The following is a 20283-nucleotide window of genomic DNA, read 5'->3' as shown; positions in this document are numbered from 1 at the left end:
CCCTCTTAGACGGTGCGGCGTCTGATACGCCACAGCAGGAAGACTGTCATCCCCAGCCAGACAAAGGCCAGCCCGAACCACTGAATCGCATACCCCAGATGCGAATTCGGGATGCTGTCCGTCGTGACCGGCACGGGCGTCACCTCGACCACGGTCGGGTCACTGGCACGGGCGATGATCAAGACCGGGTCGACCCCCAGAGCCGCCGCCATCGCGGGGACGTCGCGGGCGAACCAGATATCGGCGCCGAGGTCGGGTTCGGGGGTGAAGCCATCGACCTCGTCCGGCCAATGCAGGTTGCCGGTGACATCCATTGCACGGCCCGTCATGCGCGGCAGCGGTGCCTCGACGGGGATCAGGCCGAAATCGATCATCAAGGCGCGCCCGCTGTCCGTCCGAACGGGATAGATCAGGCGGTAGCCGGGACCGAACCCCTTGGCACTGGCCAGAACGCGGATCGGGTCCCCTGTGACTTCGGCCCCCACGGTGACGGGCAGAAGGCGGTCGTCTTCAGGTTCGGGGGTGGCGGGCACCGCGACAGGGGCGGCGGCGATCCGCGTTTCGATATCCGCAAGGATCGCCTCCTTCCACGACAGGCGTTGCACCTGCCACAGACCGAGCGAGACCAGCACGGCAAAACCACCGAGACCGAAGATGAGGGGGATCAGGAAACGCATCAGGCGCGCGGGCTCCGGGTTTGACGCAGGTCCGGATGCGATCCTGTCGGACGGGTCCGGACGGCAAACGGCGCGGGCGAACCCGCGCCGTTCAGGAATGTCGGATGGGTGACGCCTTCGGCGTCAGCCGCCCCAGACGTAGACCGCGGCGAACAGGAACAACCACACCACGTCGACGAAGTGCCAGTACCAGGCAGCCGCCTCGAAGCCGATGTGCTTTTCGGGAGTGAAGTGTCCGGCCTGCAGGCGGAACAGGCACACGGCGAGGAAGATCGTGCCGATCAGGACGTGAACGCCGTGAAAGCCCGTCGCCATGAAGAAGTTGGCGCCATAGATGTTGCCTGCGAAACCGAAGGCGGCGTGGCTGTATTCGTAGATCTGGAAAACGGTGAAGATGGCGCCGAGGGCGATCGCCAGGATCAGGCCCCACTTCATGTCTTCGCGGTTGTTTTCATGCACGAGGGCATGGTGCGCCCATGTCGCGGCTGCGCCCGAACACAGCAGGATCAGCGTGTTGATGAGCGGCAGGTGCCACGGATCGAATGTCTCGATCCCGACGGGCGGCCAGACCCCATCGACAGAGGGCGAATCCGGCCCCATCGGATAGATCGCATGCTTGAAGAACGACCAGAACCACGCCGCGAAGAACATGACTTCGGACATGATGAAGAAGATGAAGCCATAGCGCAGGCCGATCCGCACGACGGGCGTGTGGTCACCGACATTCGATTCGCGCACGACGTCCGACCACCAGGCGAACATCACGCCAAGGACGCCGACGAAACCAGCCGCGAAAAGCCAGGGGCCGGACCCGTGCATCCACAGGACGGCGCCGAGCAGCATGAAGAAACCGGAGACCGACCCGACAAACGGCCAGATCGACGGCGGAAGAATATGGTAGTCGTGGTTCTTGGCGTGCGCCATCTGTCAGGCCCCTCAGTTGGTCGTCGTATTGGCGTCCGTGTGCAACGCCGCATAGTCCTGTGGCAAGTCCGTTACGTGAAATGTGTAGGACAGGGTGATTTCGGGGATACCCTTTGCCTCCGGATCGTCGACCAACTCGGGATCGACGAAGAAGGTGACGGGCATCGAAACGGTTTCGCCGGGGGCGAGGATCTGCTCCTCGAAGCAGAAGCACTCGATCTTCACGAAATGCAGACCGGCGGCATAGGGCGCGACGTTGAAGCTGGCCGTGCCGGCAACGGGTTCGTCGGTCGGGTTGTGAGCTTCGTAGAAGGCCAGGTTCGTCTCGCCGATGCGGACGCGCATCTGGTTCTGGACGGGCTTGAACTCCCACGGCATCCCGCGTTCGCGCGAGGCGTCGAAGCGGACAAGGACGGTCCGGTCCAGCACCACATCCGAACCTGCGCTGGCCTGCGCGGTCGTCCCGCCATAGCCCGTGACCCGGCAGAACAGGTCATACAGAGGCACGGCGGCCCAACCCAGCGACCCCATGCCGACGACCGTCGCCGTGGTCATGGCGATGACCCGCCCGTTGTCCGTCAGGTTGTTCCACCAGCGTTTCATTCTGCAACCTCCTCCGTCTGACCGGGCACGAGGCCCGGACGTGCGACATGATCGAAACCTTCGGAAAAGCCTCCGGTCTGAATCTTGGCAAGCGTTACGCCGAAAACGATGACGATGAACGCGAGCAGCACCCCCAGAACGCCGAAGTTGCGGCCCCTGCGTCGGATGTGAACCTCGGAATCGCGATGCATCACCAGCCTCCGAACGGGATCGCGGCCTCGACCACGAAAACCGAGAAATGTGCGAACAGGTACAGCAAGGACCACTTGAACAGGCCCTTTTCGACGGCGTGGTTGTCGGCCTCGCTGTCCGCATCGGTCCGGCGCCACATGTCCCACGCGCCCTTGAGGAACACACCGTTCAGCACAAGCGCCACCGCCAATGTCAGCGGACCGCCAAGGGACGTGAACGCCGCGAGGATCGACACGATGGCCAGCCCCAACGACCAGATCAGGGCCTGGCGCCGCGTCTCGTCCCGGCCGTGGGTCACGGTCAGCATCGGAATGCGTGCCTCGTGGTAGTCGAGCTTCACGAACAGGGCGAGCGCCCAGAAGTGTGGCGGCGTCCACATGAAGATCAGGCCGACAAGCAACCACGCCTCCAGAGGGGTGCCACCAGTCGCGGCAGCCCAGCCGATCATCGGCGGGAAGGCCCCGGCCAGCCCACCGATCACCGTGTTCCACGATGTCGTCCGCTTGAGCCACATGGAGTAGATCACGGCATAGAAGAAGATCGTGAACCCCAGCCAGAACGCGGCGACCCAATTGGCCGTCAGCCCCAGCATCGTGACCGACAGGACCGACAGGAACAGCCCCAGTGCCAGCGCGTCACCCGGCGCCACGCGACCCGACGGGATCGGCCGCTTGCGCGTGCGCTTCATCACCCGGTCGATATCGGCATCGAACCACATGTTCAGCGCACCCGACGCCCCGGCCCCCAGCGCGATCCACAGGATCGATGTGGCCCCGAGGAACGGATGAACACCACCGGGCGCCACCAACAGGCCGACCAGCGCGGTAAAGACCGACAGCGACATCAAGCGCGGCTTCAGAAGCTGCCAGTAGTCGCGCAGCCCCGCCTCGTCGGCGGGGGCGGTCCCGGTTGCGATATTGAGGCTGACGTCGGTCAATTATCGATCACCACGAAACGAGGTTGCCGGCCTTCATCTCTTCGAGCCAGGCGGCGTACACCTCCTCCGAGACGACCTTGACCGTGATCGGCATGTAGGCGTGGGCGATGCCGCACAGCTCCGAGCACTGACCGAAGTAGATGCCTTCCTCTTCGGGACGGAACCACAGCTGGGCAAGGCGACCGGGGATGCCATCCTGCTTCACGCCGAACGACGGGATCGTCCAGGAATGGATAACGTCGAGGCCCGTCACCTGCATCACGATGGTCTGCCCGACCGGCACGACGATCGAGGTATCGGTGGCAAGGCGGAAATGCTCATCGGTGTAACCGGCTTCGGTCAGCTGAGCGCTGACGTCCTCGGTCAGCATGTTCCCGGCGTCTGCACCGATCATGTAGCTCTGGAACGAGATGTCCTCATCCGGGTACTCGTATTCCCACGCCCACTGGAAGCCCGAGACCTTCACCACGACGTCGCCTTCGGGGATACGCTGCTGATCAAACAGGACGGGCAGGCTGAACGCGCCGATCCCGACGAGGATCAGGATAGGAACGACCGTCCAAGTCACTTCGAGGGGAGAGTTGTGCGTGAACTGCGCCGGGTTCGCGTTGGCGCGGCGGTTGTAGCGCAGGATGACCCAGGCCAGCAGACCCGTCACGAACAGGGCGATGACCGTGATGATCACCAGCAGAAAGCCGTCCAGCCAATGGATGTCGGCGGCCAGCGACGTCGTCGCGGGCTGAAACCCCATGCCGCCCGGCTGCGGCGTCCCGATCACGGGCAGGTCGCGCAGGGCCTGCGTCACGTCCTGTGCGGTGGCGGGCAGCGCACCGAAAGCCGCAAGGCCCCCGGCGAAAGCAGCGGAGAATCGAGACATCTTCATGGCGGTCATCCTGTCTGGCGGGGCTGGATGCACGGTCCCGTCTGAGGGACACGTAGAAACCCCGTTGGCGTCTTGGATCGCCTAAGACCACATCAAACCCCGAGTCCGCAAGGCCAACTGCGCGATCTGTGGCACCCTGTCACCCCTGTCGCACGCCATGGCATGCAGAGCACATTGCCGTGCACCACCGGGCCGGGTTGAGAAAATCGGATCGGGTGCCTTGCCGGCCATGCGGGTCGCACCGGAACCGGCCGAATGCGCGCGCTGCGGAAATACTCGGCCCGGCCACTGGGGTCTGCCGGGGTTTCGCCCTATCTGTGAGGCAAACCGACGCCTTCCAAAGGACACGCCATGACCGATGCCCCCTTCCGCCCGTTCGACACCGATCTCGACCGCGAGGCCGCCCTGGGCATCCTGCGCGATACCCTTGCAGGGGCCGATGATGGCGAATTGTTCCTCGAACGGCGCCGGTCCGAAATGGTCCTGTTCGACGACGGCCGGGTCAAGACCGCAAGCTACGACGCCTCCGAAGGCTTCGGCCTGCGCGCCGTCCGCGGTGAAACGGCGGGCTATGCCCATTCGACCGAGGTGTCGGAGGCGGCCTTGAAACGCGCGGCCGAGACGGCCCGGCTTGCGGTGGGTGACGGTGGCGGAACGATGGCGGACGCCCCCGCGCGCACCAACCAGCGTCTGTACACCGACGCCGACCCGATTGCCGGGCATGCGTTTTCGGTCAAGCTCGACACTCTGCGGGAGATCGATGCTTTCGTCCGCGATCTCGACCCCCGGGTCGTTCAGGCGACGGCGTCCATGGCGGCCTCCATCCAGGAGGTCGAGATCCTGCGCGCCGACGGTCTGTCCGTCTCGGACACGCGCCCCATGGTCCGGCTCAACATCTCCGTCATCGTCGAGGAGAACGGTCGTCGCGAATCGGGCAGTGCGGGCGGTGGCGGGCGGATCGGCCTGACCACCCTGATGGAGCCCGCCGCATGGCAGGCCACCGCGCGCGAGGCGCTGCGCATCGCGGTCGTCAACCTGTCCGCCGTGCCCGCCCCCGCCGGCGTGATGGACGTCGCCCTCGGCAACGGCTGGCCCGGCATCCTGCTGCACGAGGCGGTGGGCCACGGGTTGGAGGGGGACTTCAACCGCAAGGAACAATCGGCCTTCGCCGGCCTGATGGGGCAGCGCGTCGCCGCCCCCGGCGTCACCGTGCTGGACGATGGCACCATTCCCGACCGGCGCGGTTCGATCACCGTCGATGACGAAGGCACGCCATCGGCGAAGAACACCCTGATCGAGGACGGCATCCTCGTCGGCTACATGCAGGACCGGCAGAACGCGCGCCTGATGGGGGTCGCGCCGACGGGCAACGGACGGCGCGAAAGCTATGCCCATATTCCGATGCCCCGCATGACCAATACCTACATGCTGGGCGGGGACGTGGCGCCGGGCGACATCGTGTCGGACGTCAAGGACGGCATCTATGCCGTGGGCTTCGGCGGCGGTCAGGTCGACATCACCAACGGCAAGTTCGTGTTCAGCTGCACCGAAGCCTACCGCGTGCGCGGCGGTGTGGTGCAGGAGCCGGTCAAGGGCGCGACCCTGATCGGCGATGGCGCGACCGCCCTGACCAACATCCGTGCCATCGGCAACGACATGGCGCTGGACCCTGGCATGGGCAACTGCGGCAAGCAGGGCCAATGGGTGCCCGTCGGCGTGGGTCAACCGACCCTGCTGATCGGCGGGCTGACGGTGGGTGGATCTGCTGCGTGAGCCTGTTCCTATGAGGGGACCTACCAGCAGACTTCGACCATCAGCCGGTGCCACCCGCACGACGTACCATGGTTACCGGATGTTCAGCCTCGGCGATTGGCTGCTGATGTGGATTGCTTTCTCGCTCGGGCCGGCCTTTGTCGGCGGTCTCATGACATTCATATTTAGCGGGGCAGCGGGGCCTTTGGCGCATCTGCTCAAAGCTGGCGGCCTGTTGCTGTTCGGGGCTTTCGGAACTGCGCTCGTTGCACCTGTCGTCCTTGCCGTCTTCGCACTGTTGATGCGTACCGGATGGGCCGGTTGGGCGGTCGTCGGCGGGCTGGCCACCCTCGTAGTCGGGTCGATCATTGCCGCGTCCGGCAGGGACATACTGTTCTGGGTATTTACGATTTATCTTCACGCTGCGATCCTCTGGTGCACAGCCTTTCAAATCGAACCTGACGCCCTGTCCCGCCGCAGTTAACCATTCCTCAATCTCCGGCGACGACGCTAGCTTGATGGACTATGCGATTCGAGATGACCTGCTTCAGGTGCACGACGGTTGGGAGGAGGCGCCCCTGCCGCTGTTCGACGGGCCGCCGACGCAGGAGGAGATGTTCGCCCGTCTCCGCCTGTCGCGGTCACGCCGAGTCGGGCCCGCGACGTTCCGCCGTCTGATCGCGGAACACGGCGACGGTGTGCGCGCGCTGGCCGCCTTGCCCGGCATCGCCGCCGACGCGGGCGACGACAGGTATCGCCCCGCGGAAGAGGCAGAGATTCGTCGTGAAATCGCCGCCGCGCGGAAGGCCGGTGCAAAGCTCCTGACCCTCGGGGCGCCCGGCTATCCCCGCCGCCTGGCCGAGGTTACCGACGCGCCGCCGGTTCTGTGGGCGCAGGGGAACACCGCGATGCTGAACAAGCGGTGCGTGGCCGTCGTGGGCACGCGCAACGCCTCCTCGCTGGCGCTGCGCATGACCCGCGCCCTTGGCCGCGATCTTGCCGACGCGGGGATCATCGTGGTGTCCGGACTGGCGAAGGGGGTCGATACCGTCGCGCACGCCTCCGCGCTGGAGGGGGGGACGATCGCGGTGCACGCGGGCGGTCTGGACCGCATCTATCCCGCCGAGAATGCGGAGCTTGCCAAACAGATCGCGGAACGCGGATGCGCCCTGTCCGAACGTCCCTTCGGCCTGTCGCCGCAGGCGCGCGACTTCCCGAGGCGCAACAGGATCGTGTCCGGCCTGTCGCTTGCCGTCGTCGTGGTTGAGGCGGCCGCGCGGTCGGGTTCCATGATCACCGCCCGCGACGCCCTCGACCAGGGGCGGGAGGTCATGGCCGTGCCGGGGCACCCGATGGATGGGCGCGCGTCGGGGTGCAACAACCTGCTGCGCGATGGCGCGACATTGGTGCGCAATGTCGACGATATTCTCGATGTCCTGAGCGAAGACCCGCATCCGGAACACGTCGCACAGATGCCGCAGGATACGCCGCCGCCCGTCGCGACCGATGACCTCGAGGCGCGCATCCTGACATTGCTGTCCCCGACCCCGGTGGGTGAGGATCAATTGTTGCGGGACCTGTCCGCCGCAGGCGCGATAGAGGCGCAAACCCTCGCCGCGCATCTCTCCGAGATGGAGCTTGCGGGCGCTGTCGGACGACGCCCCGGTGGCGGTCTCGTCCGTCTCTGACCTCGCGGGCCATGGCGACCAGCGGCGTGAGGGTCAGGCGCATCAGCCTGCCCCAAACCGCCTTTTTACCTGCCATTGACATTGACAGACGGGCCGCCACATGGTCCCCGGCCCATGAGGGTCCGCCACGAAAGACCCTTCACGCCCAGCCCCAGAACCACCCCGAGGTCCCGCAGAATGCCAGTCGTCGTCGTCGAATCCCCGGCCAAGGCCAAGACCATCAATGGCTACCTCGGCAAGGATTACACCGTGCTGGCCAGCTATGGCCACGTGCGTGACCTCGTCGGCAAGGACGGATCCGTCGACCCCGAAGAGGGGTTCGCCATGACCTGGGAGGTGCCCGCCGACAGCAAGAAGCGCATCAAGGAAATCGCCGATGCGCTGGCCAAGGATCCCAACCTGATCCTCGCTACCGACCCCGACCGGGAGGGGGAGGCGATCAGCTGGCACCTGCAGGAAACCCTGCTCAACCGCCGTGGTATCAAGAAGGACATGCCGGTCAGCCGCGTCGCCTTCAACGCGATCACCAAGAAAGCTGTGCAGGAAGCCATCGCCAACCCGCGCGAAATCGACACGCCGCTGGTGCATGCCTATCTGGCGCGCCGCGCGCTGGACTACCTCGTGGGGTTCACCCTGTCGCCGGTCCTGTGGCGCAAGCTGCCGGGGTCGAAATCGGCGGGGCGCGTGCAATCGGTGAGCCTGCGCCTGATCGTCGACCGCGAGATGGAGATCGAAGCCTTCGATCCGCAGGAATACTGGACCGTCCGCGCCCTGCTGGAAACGCCGCGCGGCCAGACCTTCGAGGCGCGGCTGGTGACGCTGGCCGGCGACAAGGTGGAGCGGTTCACCTTCAAGGATGCGACCAGCGCGGAACTGGCCGTGCAGGCCATCGAAAGCCGCGACCTGACCGTCACCGGGGTCGAGGCGAAACCCGCCACGCGCAATCCATCGCCGCCCTTCATGACCTCGACGTTGCAGCAGGAGGCGTCGCGCAAGTTCGGCATGGGCGCCAAGGCCACGATGGGCACGGCGCAGCGTCTGTATGAGGCCGGGCACATCACCTACATGCGGACCGACGGCATCGACATGGCGCCCGAGGCGGTCAGCGGCGCGCGCGATGCGATCAAGGCGCGCTATGGCGAGACATACGTCCCAAGCAGCCCGCGCATCTACAAGAACAAGGCCAAGAACGCACAGGAAGCGCACGAGTGCATCCGCCCCACCGACATGACGCTGGCGGCCGAGGATCTGCGCCTCGATGGCGAACAGAAAAAGCTTTACGACCTGATCTGGAAGCGGACGCTGGCCAGCCAGATGGAGGCCGCGCGCCTCGAACGCACGGTCGTCACCATCGGCAGCGCGGACAATCAGGTGGAATTGCGCGCGAACGGTCAGGTCGTCGTCTTCGACGGCTTCATGAAGGTCTATACCGAAGGACGCGACGATGACGCGGCCAGCGGTGATGACGACAAGCGCCTGCCCGCGATCCACCAAGGCGACGCGGCCAGGAAGGTCGCGAACGGGTTGCGCGCCGATTTCGACAAGCTGGCCGAAACCGACAGCAAGGCGGACACGTTGCTGGACGACGGCTCAGGGCCCGCGAACGCGCGGCTCTCGTCCTCGGGCGCGGTGCTGGGCCAGCAGAGCTTCACGCAGCCGCCGCCCCGCTACACCGAGGCCACGCTGGTCAAGAAGATGGAGGAGTTGGGGATCGGCCGCCCGTCGACCTATGCCTCCATCCTCGGGACGATCGTCGACCGGGGCTACGTGCGCAAGGATGGCAACCGCCTGTTCCCCGAGGATCAGGGGCGGTTGGTGACCGTGTTCCTGTCCAACTACTTCCGCCGCTACGTGGGGTATGACTTCACCGCCGGGCTGGAGGATGAGCTGGATCACGTGTCCGCAGGCGAGGCGGACTACAAGGACGTGCTCGACCGCTTCTGGCGCGACTTCAAGGCCGCCGTGGACGAAACGGCAGAGCTGCGGATCACGGATGTCCTTGAAAAGATCAACGAGGTGCTGGAGCCGCATCTCTTCCCCGAGCGGGAGGACGGCAAGGATCGACGCCTGTGCCCCAAGTGCGAGGAAGGCCGCCTGTCGATGCGCACCGCGCGGTCCGGCGGCGCCTTCATCGGCTGCAACCGCTACCCCGAATGCCGCTACACCCGCCCCTTCGGCCCGCCGGGCATGGAAGGGGAGCAGCAGGGCGATGAGCGGATGCTGGGCGTGGAGCCGGAGAGCGGTCTGGAAGTCTGGCTGAAATCCGGCCGTTTCGGACCTTATGTCCAGCTCGGCGAGGTGACCGAGGAGAACAAGAAGCCCAAAAGATCCTCCCTGCCGAAATCCTGGGCCCCGGATATCGTCGACTTCGATCGCGCGATGCAGCTTTTGACGTTGCCGCGCGAGGTCGGGAAACACCCCGAGGATGGGGAGCCGATCACCACGAACCTCGGGCGCTATGGCCCCTACGTGATGCACAAACGGCCCGACGACGCGAAGCCGGTCTATGCCAACCTCGGCGACGAGGAAGAGGTGTTTACCATCGGCATGAACCGCGCGGTCGAGGTGCTGGCCGACAAGCGGGCCAATCCGCGCGGGCGCGGGCGCGCGGCGACACCACCGCTGAAGGAATTGGGCGAACATCCCGAAAGCGGCGGACCCGTCAACGTGATGGAAGGGCGCTATGGTCCTTACGTCAAATGGGAAAAGATCAACGCGACGATCCCGAAGGAGATCAAGCCCGAGGATCTGACCATGGCGCAGGCCGTCGACCTGATCGCGGAGCGGGCGGCCAAGGCGGGCAAGAAGGCCCCTGCCAAGAAACCGGCGGCGAAAAAGACGGCGGCAAAGAAGCCTGCTGCCAAGACCGCTACCAAAAAGCCAGCGGCGAAAAAGCCTGCTGCGAAGAAGCCCGCCACAAGGAAACCAGCCGCCAAGAAGCCTGCGGCAAAGACCGAAGACTGACCGGAGTGGACCGGGCCCCGCAACCCTGCGGGGCCTGAAACGTGGGGTCTACGGAACCTCGACCAGTTCGACCTGATTTCCGTCCGGGTCGCGCATGAAGGCATAGTGGTATCCCGGCGGCGCATCGCGCACCGGGTCCACGATGATCTCCACCCCCTCCGCGCGCAGCGTCTCGATCGCGGCCGCGATGTCGGGCACGGCGAAGGCGACATGTTTCCAGCCGCGTTGGGCGAAGGACTCAGGCACGCTGTGCGCCTCGTCGGGGCCGGGGGTTGCGCCGGCCTTGCAGAACAATTCCACATGCACCCCGGCCTTGCCGATCAGGCCCATCCGCAACTCGGGCGTGCCCCATTCCTTGAGCAATTCGAAGCCGAAATGCCGCTGCCACCACGCGACGGCGGCATCGAAATCGGATACGGAAAGGCCCGCGTGATGAAGGCTGTCGATCTGCATGAAATGTCTCCTCCCCAAGGGTCGAGAGGCAGAGTAGCGGTTTGATCGCGCAGGCCAAGCTTGATTGTCGGCGGTCGCGTTGCGACATGAGGGGCATGACGCAGATTGCCCCCCTCTCCCCGCGCCCGGAGGTCATGGATTTCCTGACCACGCGCCGGTCCCGCCCCGCCAAGACGCTGACCGGTCCCGCCCCCGACCGCGCCGCCCTGACGCCGATGTTGACCACCGCCCTGCGCGTGCCGGATCACGGCAAGCTGGAGCCTTGGCGCCTTGTCGTGCTGGAGGGTGCCGCCCTGACCCGTCTGGCCGATCTTGCGGCCCGGCTTGGCGCCGAACAGGGCCGCGACCCCGACAAGCTGATCAAGGCCGAGGCGATGTTCCGCGACGCCCCCGTGATGGTGGCCGTCGTGGCCGCGCCGGTCACCTCCGACAAGATCCCCGAGGTGGAACAGACGCTCAGCGCCGGGGCGTTGTGCATGACGCTGGTGCAGGTGGCCATGGCGGCGGGCTGGGGTGCGAACTGGCTGTCGGGCTGGATGGCCTATGACCGCGATTTCCTGACCGAGGGCCTGTCGCTGGCACCGACCGAATGGGTTGCCGGATACGTCGTCATCGGCACCGAGGGGCCGGTCCCCACCGACCGCCCGCGGCCCGACGCGGACGCCAAGATCGCGTGGCAGGACAGATGATCAACGATGCGCTTAAGGCGGTCGGCCAATTGGGCGACCCTCGGTTCCGGGGCGTCCTGTTGCGCGGCATCGGCCTGTCGGTCGCGATCCTGCTGGCCTTTACGGTGCTGATGATCTGGGGCGCGATGGCCCTGATCGGGCCGGAGGTGTCGCTGCCTTGGATCGGCCCCGTCGGATGGCTGGACAATGCCGTCGGCTGGACCCTCGTGCCGGTGTCTCTGGCGATGTCGGTCTTTCTGATGGTGCCTGTTGCCTCGGCCTTTACCGGCCTGTTCCTCGACCGGATCGCCGAAGCAGTGGAAGACCGCCACTATCCCGGCCTGCCCCCCGCACGACAGCAGTCATGGTCAGAGACCATTCGCGAAAGCGCCGGTTTCCTTGGCCTCGTCATCGGCGTGAACATACTGGCGCTGTTCGCGTATCTTCTGCTCGCACCCTTGGCCCTGTTCATCTTCTGGGGGGTGAACGGGTTCCTGCTGGGCCGGGAATACGCGCAGATGTCTGCTGCGCGACATTTGCCAGCCGACGAGGCACGCGCATTCCGGCGCAACAACCGGGGCAGCATCTGGGCCACCGGCATCCTGATGGCCATTCCGCTGTCGATCCCGGTCGTGAACCTGCTGGTGCCGGTGCTGGGCGCCGCCACCTTCACGCATTTGTTTCACCGCCTCAACGGGCGCTAGTTGACGACCTCGCGGCCTGTCCAGCGACGCAGGTCGTCGATGGTCAGGTTGCCCGAGGTGATGAACCAGATCAGCGGCACCCACAGGACGAGGGTGATGCCCGTCGCCCATGCGATGCGTCGCCAGACGCCGATCGGGTTGGCCGGGGTCGAGGCGTGGCTGCCTTGCGTGACGCGGCCCCGATCCCCTTGGGTATCCTGACCGATCTGCAGGCCGATCAGGAACACCATGGCCCAGATCATCATGAAGACGACGATTGCGGAAAAGACGGACATCAGACGCTCTCCGCCAAGGTTTCGGTGACCTGCTCCAACTCCACCAGTGTGCCGGTGAAATCCTTGGGATGCAGGAACAGGACCGGTTTTCCATGGGCCCCGATCTTGGGTTCGCCACTGCCCAGAACCCGCGCCCCCGCGGCCCGGAGCGTGTCGCGCGCAGCCAGGATGTCTTCCACCTCGTAGCAGATATGATGGATCCCGCCCGACGGGTTCTTTTCGAGGAACCCGGCGATGGGGCTGTCGTCCCCCAGGGGATAGAGCAGTTCGATCTTGGTGTTCGGCAAGTCGATGAACACCACCGTGACGCCGTGGTCCGGCTCATCCTGCGGGGGGTTCACCTTGGCACCAAGGGTGTCGCGATACTGCGCCGCCGCGGCTTCGAGGTCGGGGACGGCAATCGCCACGTGGTTCAATCGGCCAATCATCTTCGCTTCCCTTCGTGTCGCTTGCGCGCGGTTATCGCCCTCGCACCGACAGGGCACAAGGCGACAGGCCGCCGCGTTTACCAACCATTAGGGATGAAGGCGCATTCTGGACAAAATGGATAGGAGTGAATCGATGGACGACCTCGACCTGACGGCCCGCCCCGCGCCGACGCCCCAGCGCCCCTTTCTGGGCATGACCCTGCTGCTGATCGAAGACAGCAGATTTGCCTCCGAGGCGGTGCGGTTGATGGCGCTGCGGTCCGGGGCGCGGATCCGGCGGGCCGATTGCCTGGCCTCCGCCCGGCGCCATCTGGGCACGTATCGCCCGGACGTGGCGATCGTCGATCTGGGCCTGCCCGACGGGTCCGGCCTGTCGTTGATCGAGGATCTGGCCGCGGGGTCCCATCCGCCCGCCGTCATTCTGGCCACATCCGGTCAGGCCCGCGAGAGCGTGGAAGGCGACGCCCTGATCTGCGGGGCAAACGGCTTTCTGCCAAAGCCGATCGAAAGCCTTGCCGCCTTTCAGCAGGCCATCATGCGCCACCTGCCAAGAGACCGCTGGCCGCGCAGCCTGCGCGTGGTCGGGGCCGAAACGATCGAGCCGGATCCCCTCGCCCTGTCCGAGGATCTTGCCTACGCGGATCGCATTCTTGCCGACCCGCAGGTGACCCCCGCCTATATCGTGAATTTCCTGCAGGGGCTGGCCCGAACCGGCCATGACAGCAAGCTGTTGGCGGAAACCAGCGGCCTTGCGACACGGCCCGCCCCCGAAATCCGCCCCCGCCTTCAGGCGTTGATCGCGGAACGGCTGGACACGACGCGCCGGGTCATCTGACTGCGCCCGCACGGATGGACCTTTCCGATCAAGCTATCGTGGGGCCATGCGGATGGCCCCGTCCAGGCGGATGACCTCTCCGTTCAGCATGGGGTTGGCCGCGATATGCCCGACGAGGGCGGCGAACTCCTCCGGCGCGCCAAGGCGCGAGGGGTACGGCACCTGCGCCCCCAGACTGTCCTGCACGTCCTGCGGCAGACCTTGCAACATGGGCGTCAGGAACAGGCCGGGCGCCACCGCCACCACCCGGATCGCAAGGGACGCGAGATCGCGCGCCATGGGCAGGGTCAGTCCGGCAACACCCGCCTTGGAGGCGGCATAGGCGGTCTGTCCCACCTGCCCCTCGTATGCCGCGACGGAGGCCGTGTTGACGATCACGCCACGCTCCCCGTCCGGGCCCTGTCCGGTCTGTTTCGCCATGATCGCCGCGGCCGCGCTGGCGCAGTTGAAGGTGCCGATCAGGTTGATCGCGATGGTCCGGGCGAACAGGTCCGGGTCATGGGCCCCGTCGCGCCCGACGGTCTTGGCCCCCGGGGCGATCCCGGCGCAGTTCACCATCATGTCGAGGCGTCCACCCTCGGCGATCCCCGCCAGAACCCGCGCACACGCGGCCGCATCGGTCACGTCCAGTTCATGGAACTGCCCGCCCAGTTCATCGGCCAGCCTTGCGCCGCCCGCCTTGTCCAGATCCAGCACGCTGACATGCCCGCCCGCTGCGGCGACGTGGCGCGCGACCGCCGCGCCAAGCCCGCCGGCGCCCCCGGTGATCGCAACCGTGCTACCCTTCAGGTCCATTCCATGCCCCCCTCCCACATTTGGGAGACAGCCTAGCCGTGCCGCGGGTCAGCGCAAGTCGAGGCTGCTGATCGAGGCGCGGATGACGCTATCCGTATCGTCGCTGTCGGCCGACACGCCCACGCCCATCAGGACGCCGGGCGCCTCGCCGAAGGCGCGCGCATAATCGGCCGCAAGATCGACGGATTCCGAGAATTGGCCCGTGCCCGCCGGGCGCAGAACAACGGTGCGGAGACCCGGAAGATAGGGACTGTTCTGGATCGTGCCGCGCCCTTCGTCATCGCCCCAGACATAGACGAGGACCTTCGTCGCCGGATTGCGCAGCAGGCGGGTCGCGCGGTTGGGATTCGCCGTGGCGGCGGTGGCGGCATCCGTCCACGCGAAATAGAGCGCAAGGTTGCGATCATCCCCCCCCTTGCGGCGCAGGTCGGTGGCGGGAACCCCCTGCTCCACCGTCCACCGCCAAGAGGCCGCCGTCGCTCCGCGCAGGCTGTCGGGCACCGCCTTCCAGAGCAGCGACACCGTGCCGTCGGAGGTGACGCCAAGACTGCCCCCCCGTTGCGCATAGTCGTTGGACGTCAGGCGAAGGAATCCCTGTTCCTGCCAACTGCCGTCGAAGGACAGTTGAGCGGCGGATACGGGAAGGCTGAGGCAGGTGGCAACGAGGGCCGACAGGATCTGTTTCATGTCCCCGTTGTAGCCTGCGCGGGCCGGAACGCCCCTCAAATGCCCGTGATGCCTTGATAAGTTGTGCATAACCGGAAGTCCGGCCTTTACAGCGGTCGCCCCCCTGCTCCACCATATCTGGTAGGAGAATACAGGCACCAATCATACGGATGGTCGAACCACCCACTCCTAGAGGCAAGATCGGAAGGCAGCGACATGCTCCACCAAAGGCACCAATTTTCGGACAGCGGCGACCTGCATCCGATCGACGTGGTCGAGACCGTCGCCGAAAGCCACGAATGGGATTTCGACCGTATTGCGGACGATCAGATCTCGATGGTCGTCGAAGGTCAGTGGCGCAGCTACTCCGTCACGCTGGCCTGGTCCGAGGTGGATGAGACACTGCGGATGATCTGCTGCTTCGAGATGGAGCCGCCGGCGGACGCATTGCCCGGCCTCTACGAAGTTCTCAATCTTGCGAACGACGGCTGCTGGGCCGGATCGTTCGCGTATTGGCCAGACCGCAAGATGATGGCCTACCGTTATGGCCTCGTGCTGGCGGGCGGCGCCTGCGCGCAGGTCGAACAGGTCAATCACATGGTGGCCGAGGCGATCCTGTCGGGCGAGCGCTACTACCCGGCGTTTCAACTGGTCTGCTGGGGCGGCCGCGCGCCGTCGGATGCGATTCAGGTCGCCATCGCCGAGGCCTACGGCCACGCCTGAGGCCCGGGACCCGGTTGCCTGTCGCCTGCTGCGCGATTAGCCTTGCGCCGAAAGTGGGGGACCATGGATTTTTCGGATATCAATGAACGCGGCGTGGTCCTTCTGGGCTGCGGCAAGATGGGGTCGGCGATGCTGGCCGGGTGGCTGGAAAGCGGCCTGTCGCCAAAGGCCGCCACCGTGCTGGACCCGGCGCCGTCGGACTGGCTGCAATCCACGGGTGTGGGCCTGAATACGTCCCTGCCGCCCGCGCCTGCCGTCACCCTGATTGCCGTCAAACCGCAAATGATGGGCGCGGCCCTGCCGGCCCTGCGCGGCCTGTCCGATACGCTGTTCGTGACGGTTGCCGCCGGCACGCCGATCGCGGCCTACGAGGCCCAGCTCGGCGATATCCGCCTCGTGCGGGCGATGCCCAACACGCCCGCCGCGGTCGGTCGCGGAATCACCGCCATCATCGGCAATCCCGCCACGACACCCGCCGACCTGGACCTGGCCGAAGGGTTCCTGTCTGCCGTGGGCGAGGTGGTGCGCCTCGAACACGAAGGCCAGATGGATGCGGTCACCGGCCTGTCCGGTTCCGGTCCGGCCTATGTCTTTCACATGATCGAGGCGATGGCCGCTGCCGGTGTGGCGCAGGGCCTGTCCCCCGATCTGGCCCTGCAACTCGCGCGGGCGACCGTGGCCGGGTCCGGTGCGCTGGCCATGACGGGGGAAGACCCCGGCCAGCTTCGGGTCAACGTCACCAGCCCAAATGGCACCACGCAGGCCGGGCTTGAGGTTCTGATGCCGGAACTTCCCGACCTCATGGCGCGGGTCGTCGCGGCGGCGACCGACCGCTCCAGGGCCCTGCGGTCATGAGCAACATCGATCTGGACGATTTCCTGAAGGTCGACGTGCGCGTGGGCACCGTGACCCGCGCCGAACCCTTCCCCGAGGCGCGCAAGCCCGCGATCAAGATGTGGATCGATTTCGGAGAGGACATCGGGGAGCGCAGGACATCGGCACAGGTCACGGCGCACTACGACACGGATAGCCTGATCGGGCGGCAGGTCGTGGCCGTCGTCAATTTCCCGCCGCGCCAGATCGGCCCATTCATGTCGGAGGTTCTGGTCCTCGGCCTGCCCGACACCGACGGAGAGGTCGTCCTGCTGACGCCCGACCAGACAGTCCCGGAGGGGGGGCGGATGCATTGACCCAGAGCCTTTTGATTTCACGCGCTTTGCCCGACAGCGTGATGGACGCGGCACGCGCGCATTTCGATGTGACGGTGCGCGACACCACGGCCCCGATGGATCTTGCGGAATGCCGCGCCGCGCTGGCCGGCCATGATGTCCTTCTGCCGACGTTGGGCGATGCCCTTTCGGCCGAGGCATTTACCGGGTCGATCCGGGCGAAGGGCCTGGCGAATTTCGGCGTCGGCTACAACCATATCGACGTCGATGCCGCCCGGAAGGCGGGCCTGTCAGTGGCGAACACACCGGGCGCCGTGACCGATGCGACGGCCGACATCGCCCTGACGCTGATCCTGATGACGGCCCGGCGGGCCGGAGAGGGAGAGCGCCTCGTGCGCGCGGGCGACTGGCATGGATGGCATCCGGTTCAGATGCTGGGCATGCATGTGACGGGCAAGACGCTGGGCGTGATCGGCATGGGCCGCATCGGTCAGGCGATCGCGCATCGCTGTCATCACGGGTTCGGCATGAACGTCGTATTCCACAACCGGTCGACCAAGGAGGTGCCGGGCGCCACGCAGCTCGACTCGGTCGCCGAGGTCTGCGCCGCCGCCGACATCGTCGTGACCGCCGTGCCCGCCTCGCCCGAGACGTTCCACATCATCGACGAAGAGGCGCTGGCAGCCATGCGACCGCATGCGATCCTCGTCAATATCGCGCGCGGCGACGTGGTTGATGAACCCGCCCTGATCGCGGCCTTGCAGGGCGGCCGCATCGCGGGCGCGGGCCTCGATGTCTACGAGCAGGAACCGCATGTCCCCGACGCGCTGACCGCGTTGGAAAATGTCGTCCTGCTGCCGCATCTCGGAACAGCCGCCTTGGAGGTGCGCGAGGCGATGGGCCGCATGGCCCTCGACAACGCCATCGCGATCGCCGAAGGCCGCACGCCACCGAACGCGGTGTGAGCCTTGTCCACACCACGGTGACCACCCCTCTCGGCCTGCTGCATCTTGCGGGCCGGGACGGGGCGGTCACTGCCTTGAACTGGCCACGGGGCACGCCGCCCGGACCGCTCGACCATGCCGCCCTGCCCGAAGCCCGCGAACAGCTGATCGCCTATTTCGAAGGACGCCTGACCCGTTTCGACCTGCGCCTGGCACCCGAAGGCACATTCTTTCAACAGGAGGTCTGGTCCGCGCTGCAAGACATCCCCTACGGTCAGACCCGCAGCTATCGCGACATCGCGCAGACCATCGGCAAGCCGGGCGGCACGCAGGCCGTCGGTCAGGCCAATGGCCGCAACCCGATCCCCATCATCATCCCCTGCCACCGCGTCATCGCGGCGGATGGGGGCATCGGCGGGTTCAGCGGCGGGCTGGACATCAAACGACGCCTGCTGACCCTCGAAGGGGCGGCCCGCCCTGCTGAACAGATACCCCTGATATGACTTTCCCGCCCATGCGGGGCGACCGGGCTTTCACATCCCGAACGCCTCGGGCTAGACGTGGCGCCATGAGCATATTCCACCTCGCCTACAACATCCGTGACCTCGATGAGGCGCGTGCCTTCTATGGAACGCTGCTGGGCTGTGCCGAAGGGCGCAGCACCGACACCTGGGTCGATTTCAACTTCTTCGGCCATCAGATCAGCCTGCATCTGGGCGAGCCGTTCAGCCATCGGCCCACGGGCCGCGTCGGCGACCACATGGTCCCGATGCCGCATCTGGGCGTTCTGCTGCCGATGGACGAATGGACCGCACTGGCCGACAAGCTGCGCGCCGCGGGGCAGGACTTCGTTCTGGAACCGACACTGCGGTTCGAGGGTCAGGCCGGAGAGCAGGCGACGATGTTCTTCCTCGACCCGTTTGGAAACCCCATCGAGATCAAGGGTATGCGCGATCTGACACAGGCGTTCGCCACATGACCCGGATCCTCTTCGCCGCAAAGCCCGCGCGTTGGCCCGACTACCGGGAGGTTCTGCCCGCCGCGCTGACCGATGCCGGTGTCGCGTTCGAGATCGTCCAGCTGGACACCCCCCATGACCCGGCGACGATCGACTGGGTCGTCTATGCGCCAAACTCCGGCCTGCAGGATTTCGGACCGTATACCGGACTGAAGGGCGTGCTGAACCTCTGGGCCGGCGTCGAGGACGTCGAGGGGAATCGTTCGCTGACGGCCCCGTTGACGCGGATGGTCGACGACGGGCTGACGCGCGGCATGGTCGAATGGGTGACGGGCCATGTCTTGCGCCACCACCTCGGGATGGACGCCCATATTGCCGGCGCCCCGTGGGATGACACGGCCCCACCGCTGGCGCCGGAACGGCCCATCGCGATGCTGGGGCTCGGAGAACTCGGCACGGCCTGCGCCACCGCGCTGGTCACGCTGGGCTTTCCGGTCAACGGCTGGTCGCGCAGTGCCAAGGACATTCCCGGCGTCCGGTCCCGCACGGGTGAGGAGGGGCTGCGCGAAACCCTGTCGCGGTCGGACATCGTCGTCCTGCTGACGCCGCACACCCGGTCGACCGAAGGCCTGATGAACGCGGAACGCCTTGGCTGGATGCGCAAGGGCGCGGTCCTGCTGAACCCCGGTCGCGGGGCGCTGATCGACGACGAGGCGCTGCTCGCGGCACTGGACGGGCATCTTGGCCATGCCACGCTGGATACCTTCCGGCAGGAACCGCTGCCGCAGGACCATCAGTTCTGGCAGCATCCGAAGATCACGGTGACGCCGCATATCGCCTCGACCACGCGTCCGGCGACGGCTGCGCGCGTCATCGCCGAGAACATCCGCCGCGGGGAAGCGGGCGAGCCGCTTCTGCACCTCGTGGATCGCCGCGAGGCATTGGCCGGGGACCACGTGCCGTCCGGCGGATGACGGCACGCAGTCCCTGAATATCGAAATGCGCTGCGCGGGAGCGCAGGCCAAGCCCCCCAGACCGGAGCCGT

The 20283-nt window shown here is 66.3% G+C and carries 25 protein-coding genes; 14 read left to right on the top strand and 11 right to left on the bottom strand.

What is annotated here, in order from left to right; all coding sequences use genetic code 11:
• Window positions 1–5: 5 nt before the first annotated feature.
• The 6 genes from V6N07_RS12285 to coxB form a co-directional block, all read right to left on the bottom strand.
• On the bottom strand, window positions 6–677 hold the full coding sequence (locus V6N07_RS12285; RefSeq protein WP_371156595.1) for an SURF1 family protein: 672 nt from the start codon (window positions 675–677) through the stop codon (window positions 6–8).
• 123 nt (window positions 678–800) lie between these two features.
• Complete coding sequence (locus V6N07_RS12280) at window positions 801–1601, bottom strand: cytochrome c oxidase subunit 3 (RefSeq protein ID WP_371156594.1); 801 nt, start codon at window positions 1599–1601, stop codon at window positions 801–803.
• 12 nt (window positions 1602–1613) lie between these two features.
• Window positions 1614–2204: a cytochrome c oxidase assembly protein gene (locus V6N07_RS12275; RefSeq protein ID WP_371156593.1), complete on the bottom strand. Its 591-nt coding sequence runs from the start codon at window positions 2202–2204 to the stop codon at window positions 1614–1616.
• Window positions 2201–2395: a hypothetical protein gene (locus V6N07_RS12270; protein WP_371156592.1), complete on the bottom strand. Its 195-nt coding sequence runs from the start codon at window positions 2393–2395 to the stop codon at window positions 2201–2203. The genes V6N07_RS12275 and V6N07_RS12270 overlap by 4 nt, the downstream gene beginning before the upstream one ends.
• Window positions 2395–3333, bottom strand: coding sequence for a heme o synthase (gene cyoE, locus V6N07_RS12265; RefSeq protein ID WP_371156591.1), 939 nt, complete (start codon window positions 3331–3333; stop codon window positions 2395–2397). Before cyoE ends, V6N07_RS12270 begins: the two co-directional genes overlap by 1 nt.
• A 7-nt stretch (window positions 3334–3340) precedes the next feature.
• On the bottom strand, window positions 3341–4216 hold the full coding sequence (gene coxB / locus V6N07_RS12260; RefSeq protein ID WP_371156590.1) for a cytochrome c oxidase subunit II: 876 nt from the start codon (window positions 4214–4216) through the stop codon (window positions 3341–3343).
• A 351-nt stretch (window positions 4217–4567) separates the two neighbouring features.
• Between coxB and tldD the strand changes: the two genes are divergently transcribed.
• The 4 genes from tldD to topA all read left to right on the top strand — a co-directional run bounded on the left by tldD (window position 4568) and on the right by topA (window position 10620).
• Entirely contained in the window at window positions 4568–5989 is a 1422-nt protein-coding gene (tldD, locus tag V6N07_RS12255; protein ID WP_371156589.1) for a metalloprotease TldD, read from the top strand.
• A gap of 79 nt (window positions 5990–6068) precedes the next feature.
• On the top strand, window positions 6069–6452 hold the full coding sequence (locus V6N07_RS12250; protein WP_371156588.1) for a hypothetical protein: 384 nt from the start codon (window positions 6069–6071) through the stop codon (window positions 6450–6452).
• 130 nt (window positions 6453–6582) lie between these two features.
• Window positions 6583–7656: a DNA-processing protein DprA gene (gene dprA / locus V6N07_RS12245; RefSeq protein ID WP_371156819.1), complete on the top strand. Its 1074-nt coding sequence runs from the start codon at window positions 6583–6585 to the stop codon at window positions 7654–7656.
• 177 nt (window positions 7657–7833) lie between these two features.
• Complete coding sequence (gene topA, locus V6N07_RS12240) at window positions 7834–10620, top strand: type I DNA topoisomerase (protein ID WP_371156587.1); 2787 nt, start codon at window positions 7834–7836, stop codon at window positions 10618–10620.
• A gap of 48 nt (window positions 10621–10668) precedes the next feature.
• On the opposite strand, the gene V6N07_RS12235 is transcribed toward topA, so the two are convergent.
• On the bottom strand, window positions 10669–11073 hold the full coding sequence (locus V6N07_RS12235) for a VOC family protein (RefSeq protein WP_371156586.1): 405 nt from the start codon (window positions 11071–11073) through the stop codon (window positions 10669–10671).
• 95 nt (window positions 11074–11168) lie between these two features.
• On the opposite strand from V6N07_RS12235, the gene V6N07_RS12230 reads away from it, so the two are divergent.
• Both V6N07_RS12230 and V6N07_RS12225 read left to right on the top strand, forming a co-directional pair.
• Complete coding sequence (locus V6N07_RS12230; RefSeq protein ID WP_371156585.1) at window positions 11169–11762, top strand: nitroreductase family protein; 594 nt, start codon at window positions 11169–11171, stop codon at window positions 11760–11762.
• On the top strand, window positions 11747–12445 hold the full coding sequence (locus tag V6N07_RS12225; protein WP_371156584.1) for an EI24 domain-containing protein: 699 nt from the start codon (window positions 11747–11749) through the stop codon (window positions 12443–12445). Before V6N07_RS12230 ends, V6N07_RS12225 begins: the two co-directional genes overlap by 16 nt.
• Here the strand turns inward: V6N07_RS12225 and V6N07_RS12220 are convergent.
• Window positions 12442–12720, bottom strand: a complete 279-nt coding sequence (locus V6N07_RS12220) for a DUF1467 family protein (RefSeq protein WP_371156583.1) — start codon at window positions 12718–12720, stop codon at window positions 12442–12444. The two genes, V6N07_RS12225 and V6N07_RS12220, sit on opposite strands and share 4 nt — an antisense overlap.
• Window positions 12720–13148, bottom strand: coding sequence for a methylmalonyl-CoA epimerase (mce, locus tag V6N07_RS12215; RefSeq protein WP_371156582.1), 429 nt, complete (start codon window positions 13146–13148; stop codon window positions 12720–12722). Before mce ends, V6N07_RS12220 begins: the two co-directional genes overlap by 1 nt.
• 115 nt (window positions 13149–13263) lie before the next feature.
• Here mce and V6N07_RS12210 point away from each other — a divergent pair, with 115 nt between their 5' ends.
• On the top strand, window positions 13264–13983 hold the full coding sequence (locus V6N07_RS12210; protein WP_371156581.1) for a response regulator: 720 nt from the start codon (window positions 13264–13266) through the stop codon (window positions 13981–13983).
• Between the two features lie 33 nt (window positions 13984–14016).
• On the opposite strand, the gene V6N07_RS12205 is transcribed toward V6N07_RS12210, so the two are convergent.
• A complete protein-coding gene (locus tag V6N07_RS12205) occupies window positions 14017–14778 on the bottom strand; it encodes an SDR family NAD(P)-dependent oxidoreductase (protein ID WP_371156580.1) in 762 nt (253 codons plus the stop codon).
• 48 nt (window positions 14779–14826) lie between these two features.
• Window positions 14827–15465: a DUF3047 domain-containing protein gene (locus V6N07_RS12200; RefSeq protein WP_371156579.1), complete on the bottom strand. Its 639-nt coding sequence runs from the start codon at window positions 15463–15465 to the stop codon at window positions 14827–14829.
• A 195-nt stretch (window positions 15466–15660) separates the two neighbouring features.
• On the opposite strand from V6N07_RS12200, the gene V6N07_RS12195 reads away from it, so the two are divergent.
• From V6N07_RS12195 to V6N07_RS12165, 7 genes are all read left to right on the top strand, one after another.
• Window positions 15661–16167 (top strand): YbjN domain-containing protein, encoded by a 507-nt coding sequence (locus V6N07_RS12195; RefSeq protein ID WP_371156578.1) that lies wholly within the window; start codon window positions 15661–15663, stop codon window positions 16165–16167.
• A 63-nt stretch (window positions 16168–16230) separates the two neighbouring features.
• The gene (gene proC / locus V6N07_RS12190) at window positions 16231–17022 is read left to right on the top strand and encodes a pyrroline-5-carboxylate reductase (protein ID WP_371156577.1); all 792 of its coding nucleotides are present in this window, start codon (window positions 16231–16233) and stop codon (window positions 17020–17022) included.
• Entirely contained in the window at window positions 17019–17357 is a 339-nt protein-coding gene (locus V6N07_RS12185; protein WP_371156576.1) for a tRNA-binding protein, read from the top strand. The genes proC and V6N07_RS12185 overlap by 4 nt, the downstream gene beginning before the upstream one ends.
• Before the next feature lie 41 nt (window positions 17358–17398).
• Window positions 17399–18301 (top strand): 2-hydroxyacid dehydrogenase, encoded by a 903-nt coding sequence (locus tag V6N07_RS12180; RefSeq protein ID WP_371156818.1) that lies wholly within the window; start codon window positions 17399–17401, stop codon window positions 18299–18301.
• Complete coding sequence (locus tag V6N07_RS12175; RefSeq protein ID WP_371156575.1) at window positions 18298–18783, top strand: methylated-DNA--[protein]-cysteine S-methyltransferase; 486 nt, start codon at window positions 18298–18300, stop codon at window positions 18781–18783. The genes V6N07_RS12180 and V6N07_RS12175 overlap by 4 nt, the downstream gene beginning before the upstream one ends.
• Window positions 18784–18848: 65 nt before the next feature.
• Window positions 18849–19259, top strand: coding sequence for a VOC family protein (locus tag V6N07_RS12170; protein WP_371156574.1), 411 nt, complete (start codon window positions 18849–18851; stop codon window positions 19257–19259).
• On the top strand, window positions 19256–20212 hold the full coding sequence (locus tag V6N07_RS12165) for a 2-hydroxyacid dehydrogenase (RefSeq protein WP_371156573.1): 957 nt from the start codon (window positions 19256–19258) through the stop codon (window positions 20210–20212). The genes V6N07_RS12170 and V6N07_RS12165 overlap by 4 nt, the downstream gene beginning before the upstream one ends.
• Window positions 20213–20283: the final 71 nt, after the last annotated feature.

The sequence above is a fragment of the Jannaschia sp. 2305UL9-9 genome (assembly GCF_041403465.1).
Lineage (GTDB): Bacteria > Pseudomonadota > Alphaproteobacteria > Rhodobacterales > Rhodobacteraceae > Jannaschia.
The sequence above is the reverse complement of the archived record's forward strand: the minus strand, read 5'-3'. Positions and strand labels throughout refer to the sequence as shown.

Bases quoted from the DNA above. Each gene is read 5' to 3' on its own strand.
- V6N07_RS12180 (WP_371156818.1), top strand. From the start codon at position 17,399: ATGGACGCGGCACGCGCGCATTTCGATGTGACGGTGCGCGACACCACG.
- V6N07_RS12210 (WP_371156581.1), top strand. From the start codon at position 13,264: ATGGATAGGAGTGAATCGATGGACGACCTCGACCTGACGGCCCGCCCC.
- proC (WP_371156577.1), top strand. From the start codon at position 16,231: ATGGATTTTTCGGATATCAATGAACGCGGCGTGGTCCTTCTGGGCTGC.
- V6N07_RS12195 (WP_371156578.1), top strand. From the start codon at position 15,661: ATGCTCCACCAAAGGCACCAATTTTCGGACAGCGGCGACCTGCATCCG.
- V6N07_RS12220 (WP_371156583.1), bottom strand. From the start codon at position 12,720: ATGTCCGTCTTTTCCGCAATCGTCGTCTTCATGATGATCTGGGCCATG.
- mce (WP_371156582.1), bottom strand. From the start codon at position 13,148: ATGATTGGCCGATTGAACCACGTGGCGATTGCCGTCCCCGACCTCGAA.
- V6N07_RS12200 (WP_371156579.1), bottom strand. From the start codon at position 15,465: ATGAAACAGATCCTGTCGGCCCTCGTTGCCACCTGCCTCAGCCTTCCC.
- V6N07_RS12170 (WP_371156574.1), top strand. From the start codon at position 18,849: ATGAGCATATTCCACCTCGCCTACAACATCCGTGACCTCGATGAGGCG.
- tldD (WP_371156589.1), top strand. From the start codon at position 4,568: ATGACCGATGCCCCCTTCCGCCCGTTCGACACCGATCTCGACCGCGAG.
- V6N07_RS12235 (WP_371156586.1), bottom strand. From the start codon at position 11,073: ATGCAGATCGACAGCCTTCATCACGCGGGCCTTTCCGTATCCGATTTC.
- V6N07_RS12165 (WP_371156573.1), top strand. From the start codon at position 19,256: ATGACCCGGATCCTCTTCGCCGCAAAGCCCGCGCGTTGGCCCGACTAC.
- V6N07_RS12250 (WP_371156588.1), top strand. From the start codon at position 6,069: ATGTTCAGCCTCGGCGATTGGCTGCTGATGTGGATTGCTTTCTCGCTC.
- coxB (WP_371156590.1), bottom strand. From the start codon at position 4,216: ATGAAGATGTCTCGATTCTCCGCTGCTTTCGCCGGGGGCCTTGCGGCT.
- V6N07_RS12205 (WP_371156580.1), bottom strand. From the start codon at position 14,778: ATGGACCTGAAGGGTAGCACGGTTGCGATCACCGGGGGCGCCGGCGGG.
- V6N07_RS12230 (WP_371156585.1), top strand. From the start codon at position 11,169: ATGACGCAGATTGCCCCCCTCTCCCCGCGCCCGGAGGTCATGGATTTC.
- V6N07_RS12185 (WP_371156576.1), top strand. From the start codon at position 17,019: ATGAGCAACATCGATCTGGACGATTTCCTGAAGGTCGACGTGCGCGTG.
- V6N07_RS12270 (WP_371156592.1), bottom strand. From the start codon at position 2,395: ATGCATCGCGATTCCGAGGTTCACATCCGACGCAGGGGCCGCAACTTC.
- dprA (WP_371156819.1), top strand. From the start codon at position 6,583: ATGTTCGCCCGTCTCCGCCTGTCGCGGTCACGCCGAGTCGGGCCCGCG.
- V6N07_RS12285 (WP_371156595.1), bottom strand. From the start codon at position 677: ATGCGTTTCCTGATCCCCCTCATCTTCGGTCTCGGTGGTTTTGCCGTG.
- V6N07_RS12280 (WP_371156594.1), bottom strand. From the start codon at position 1,601: ATGGCGCACGCCAAGAACCACGACTACCATATTCTTCCGCCGTCGATC.
- topA (WP_371156587.1), top strand. From the start codon at position 7,834: ATGCCAGTCGTCGTCGTCGAATCCCCGGCCAAGGCCAAGACCATCAAT.
- V6N07_RS12275 (WP_371156593.1), bottom strand. From the start codon at position 2,204: ATGAAACGCTGGTGGAACAACCTGACGGACAACGGGCGGGTCATCGCC.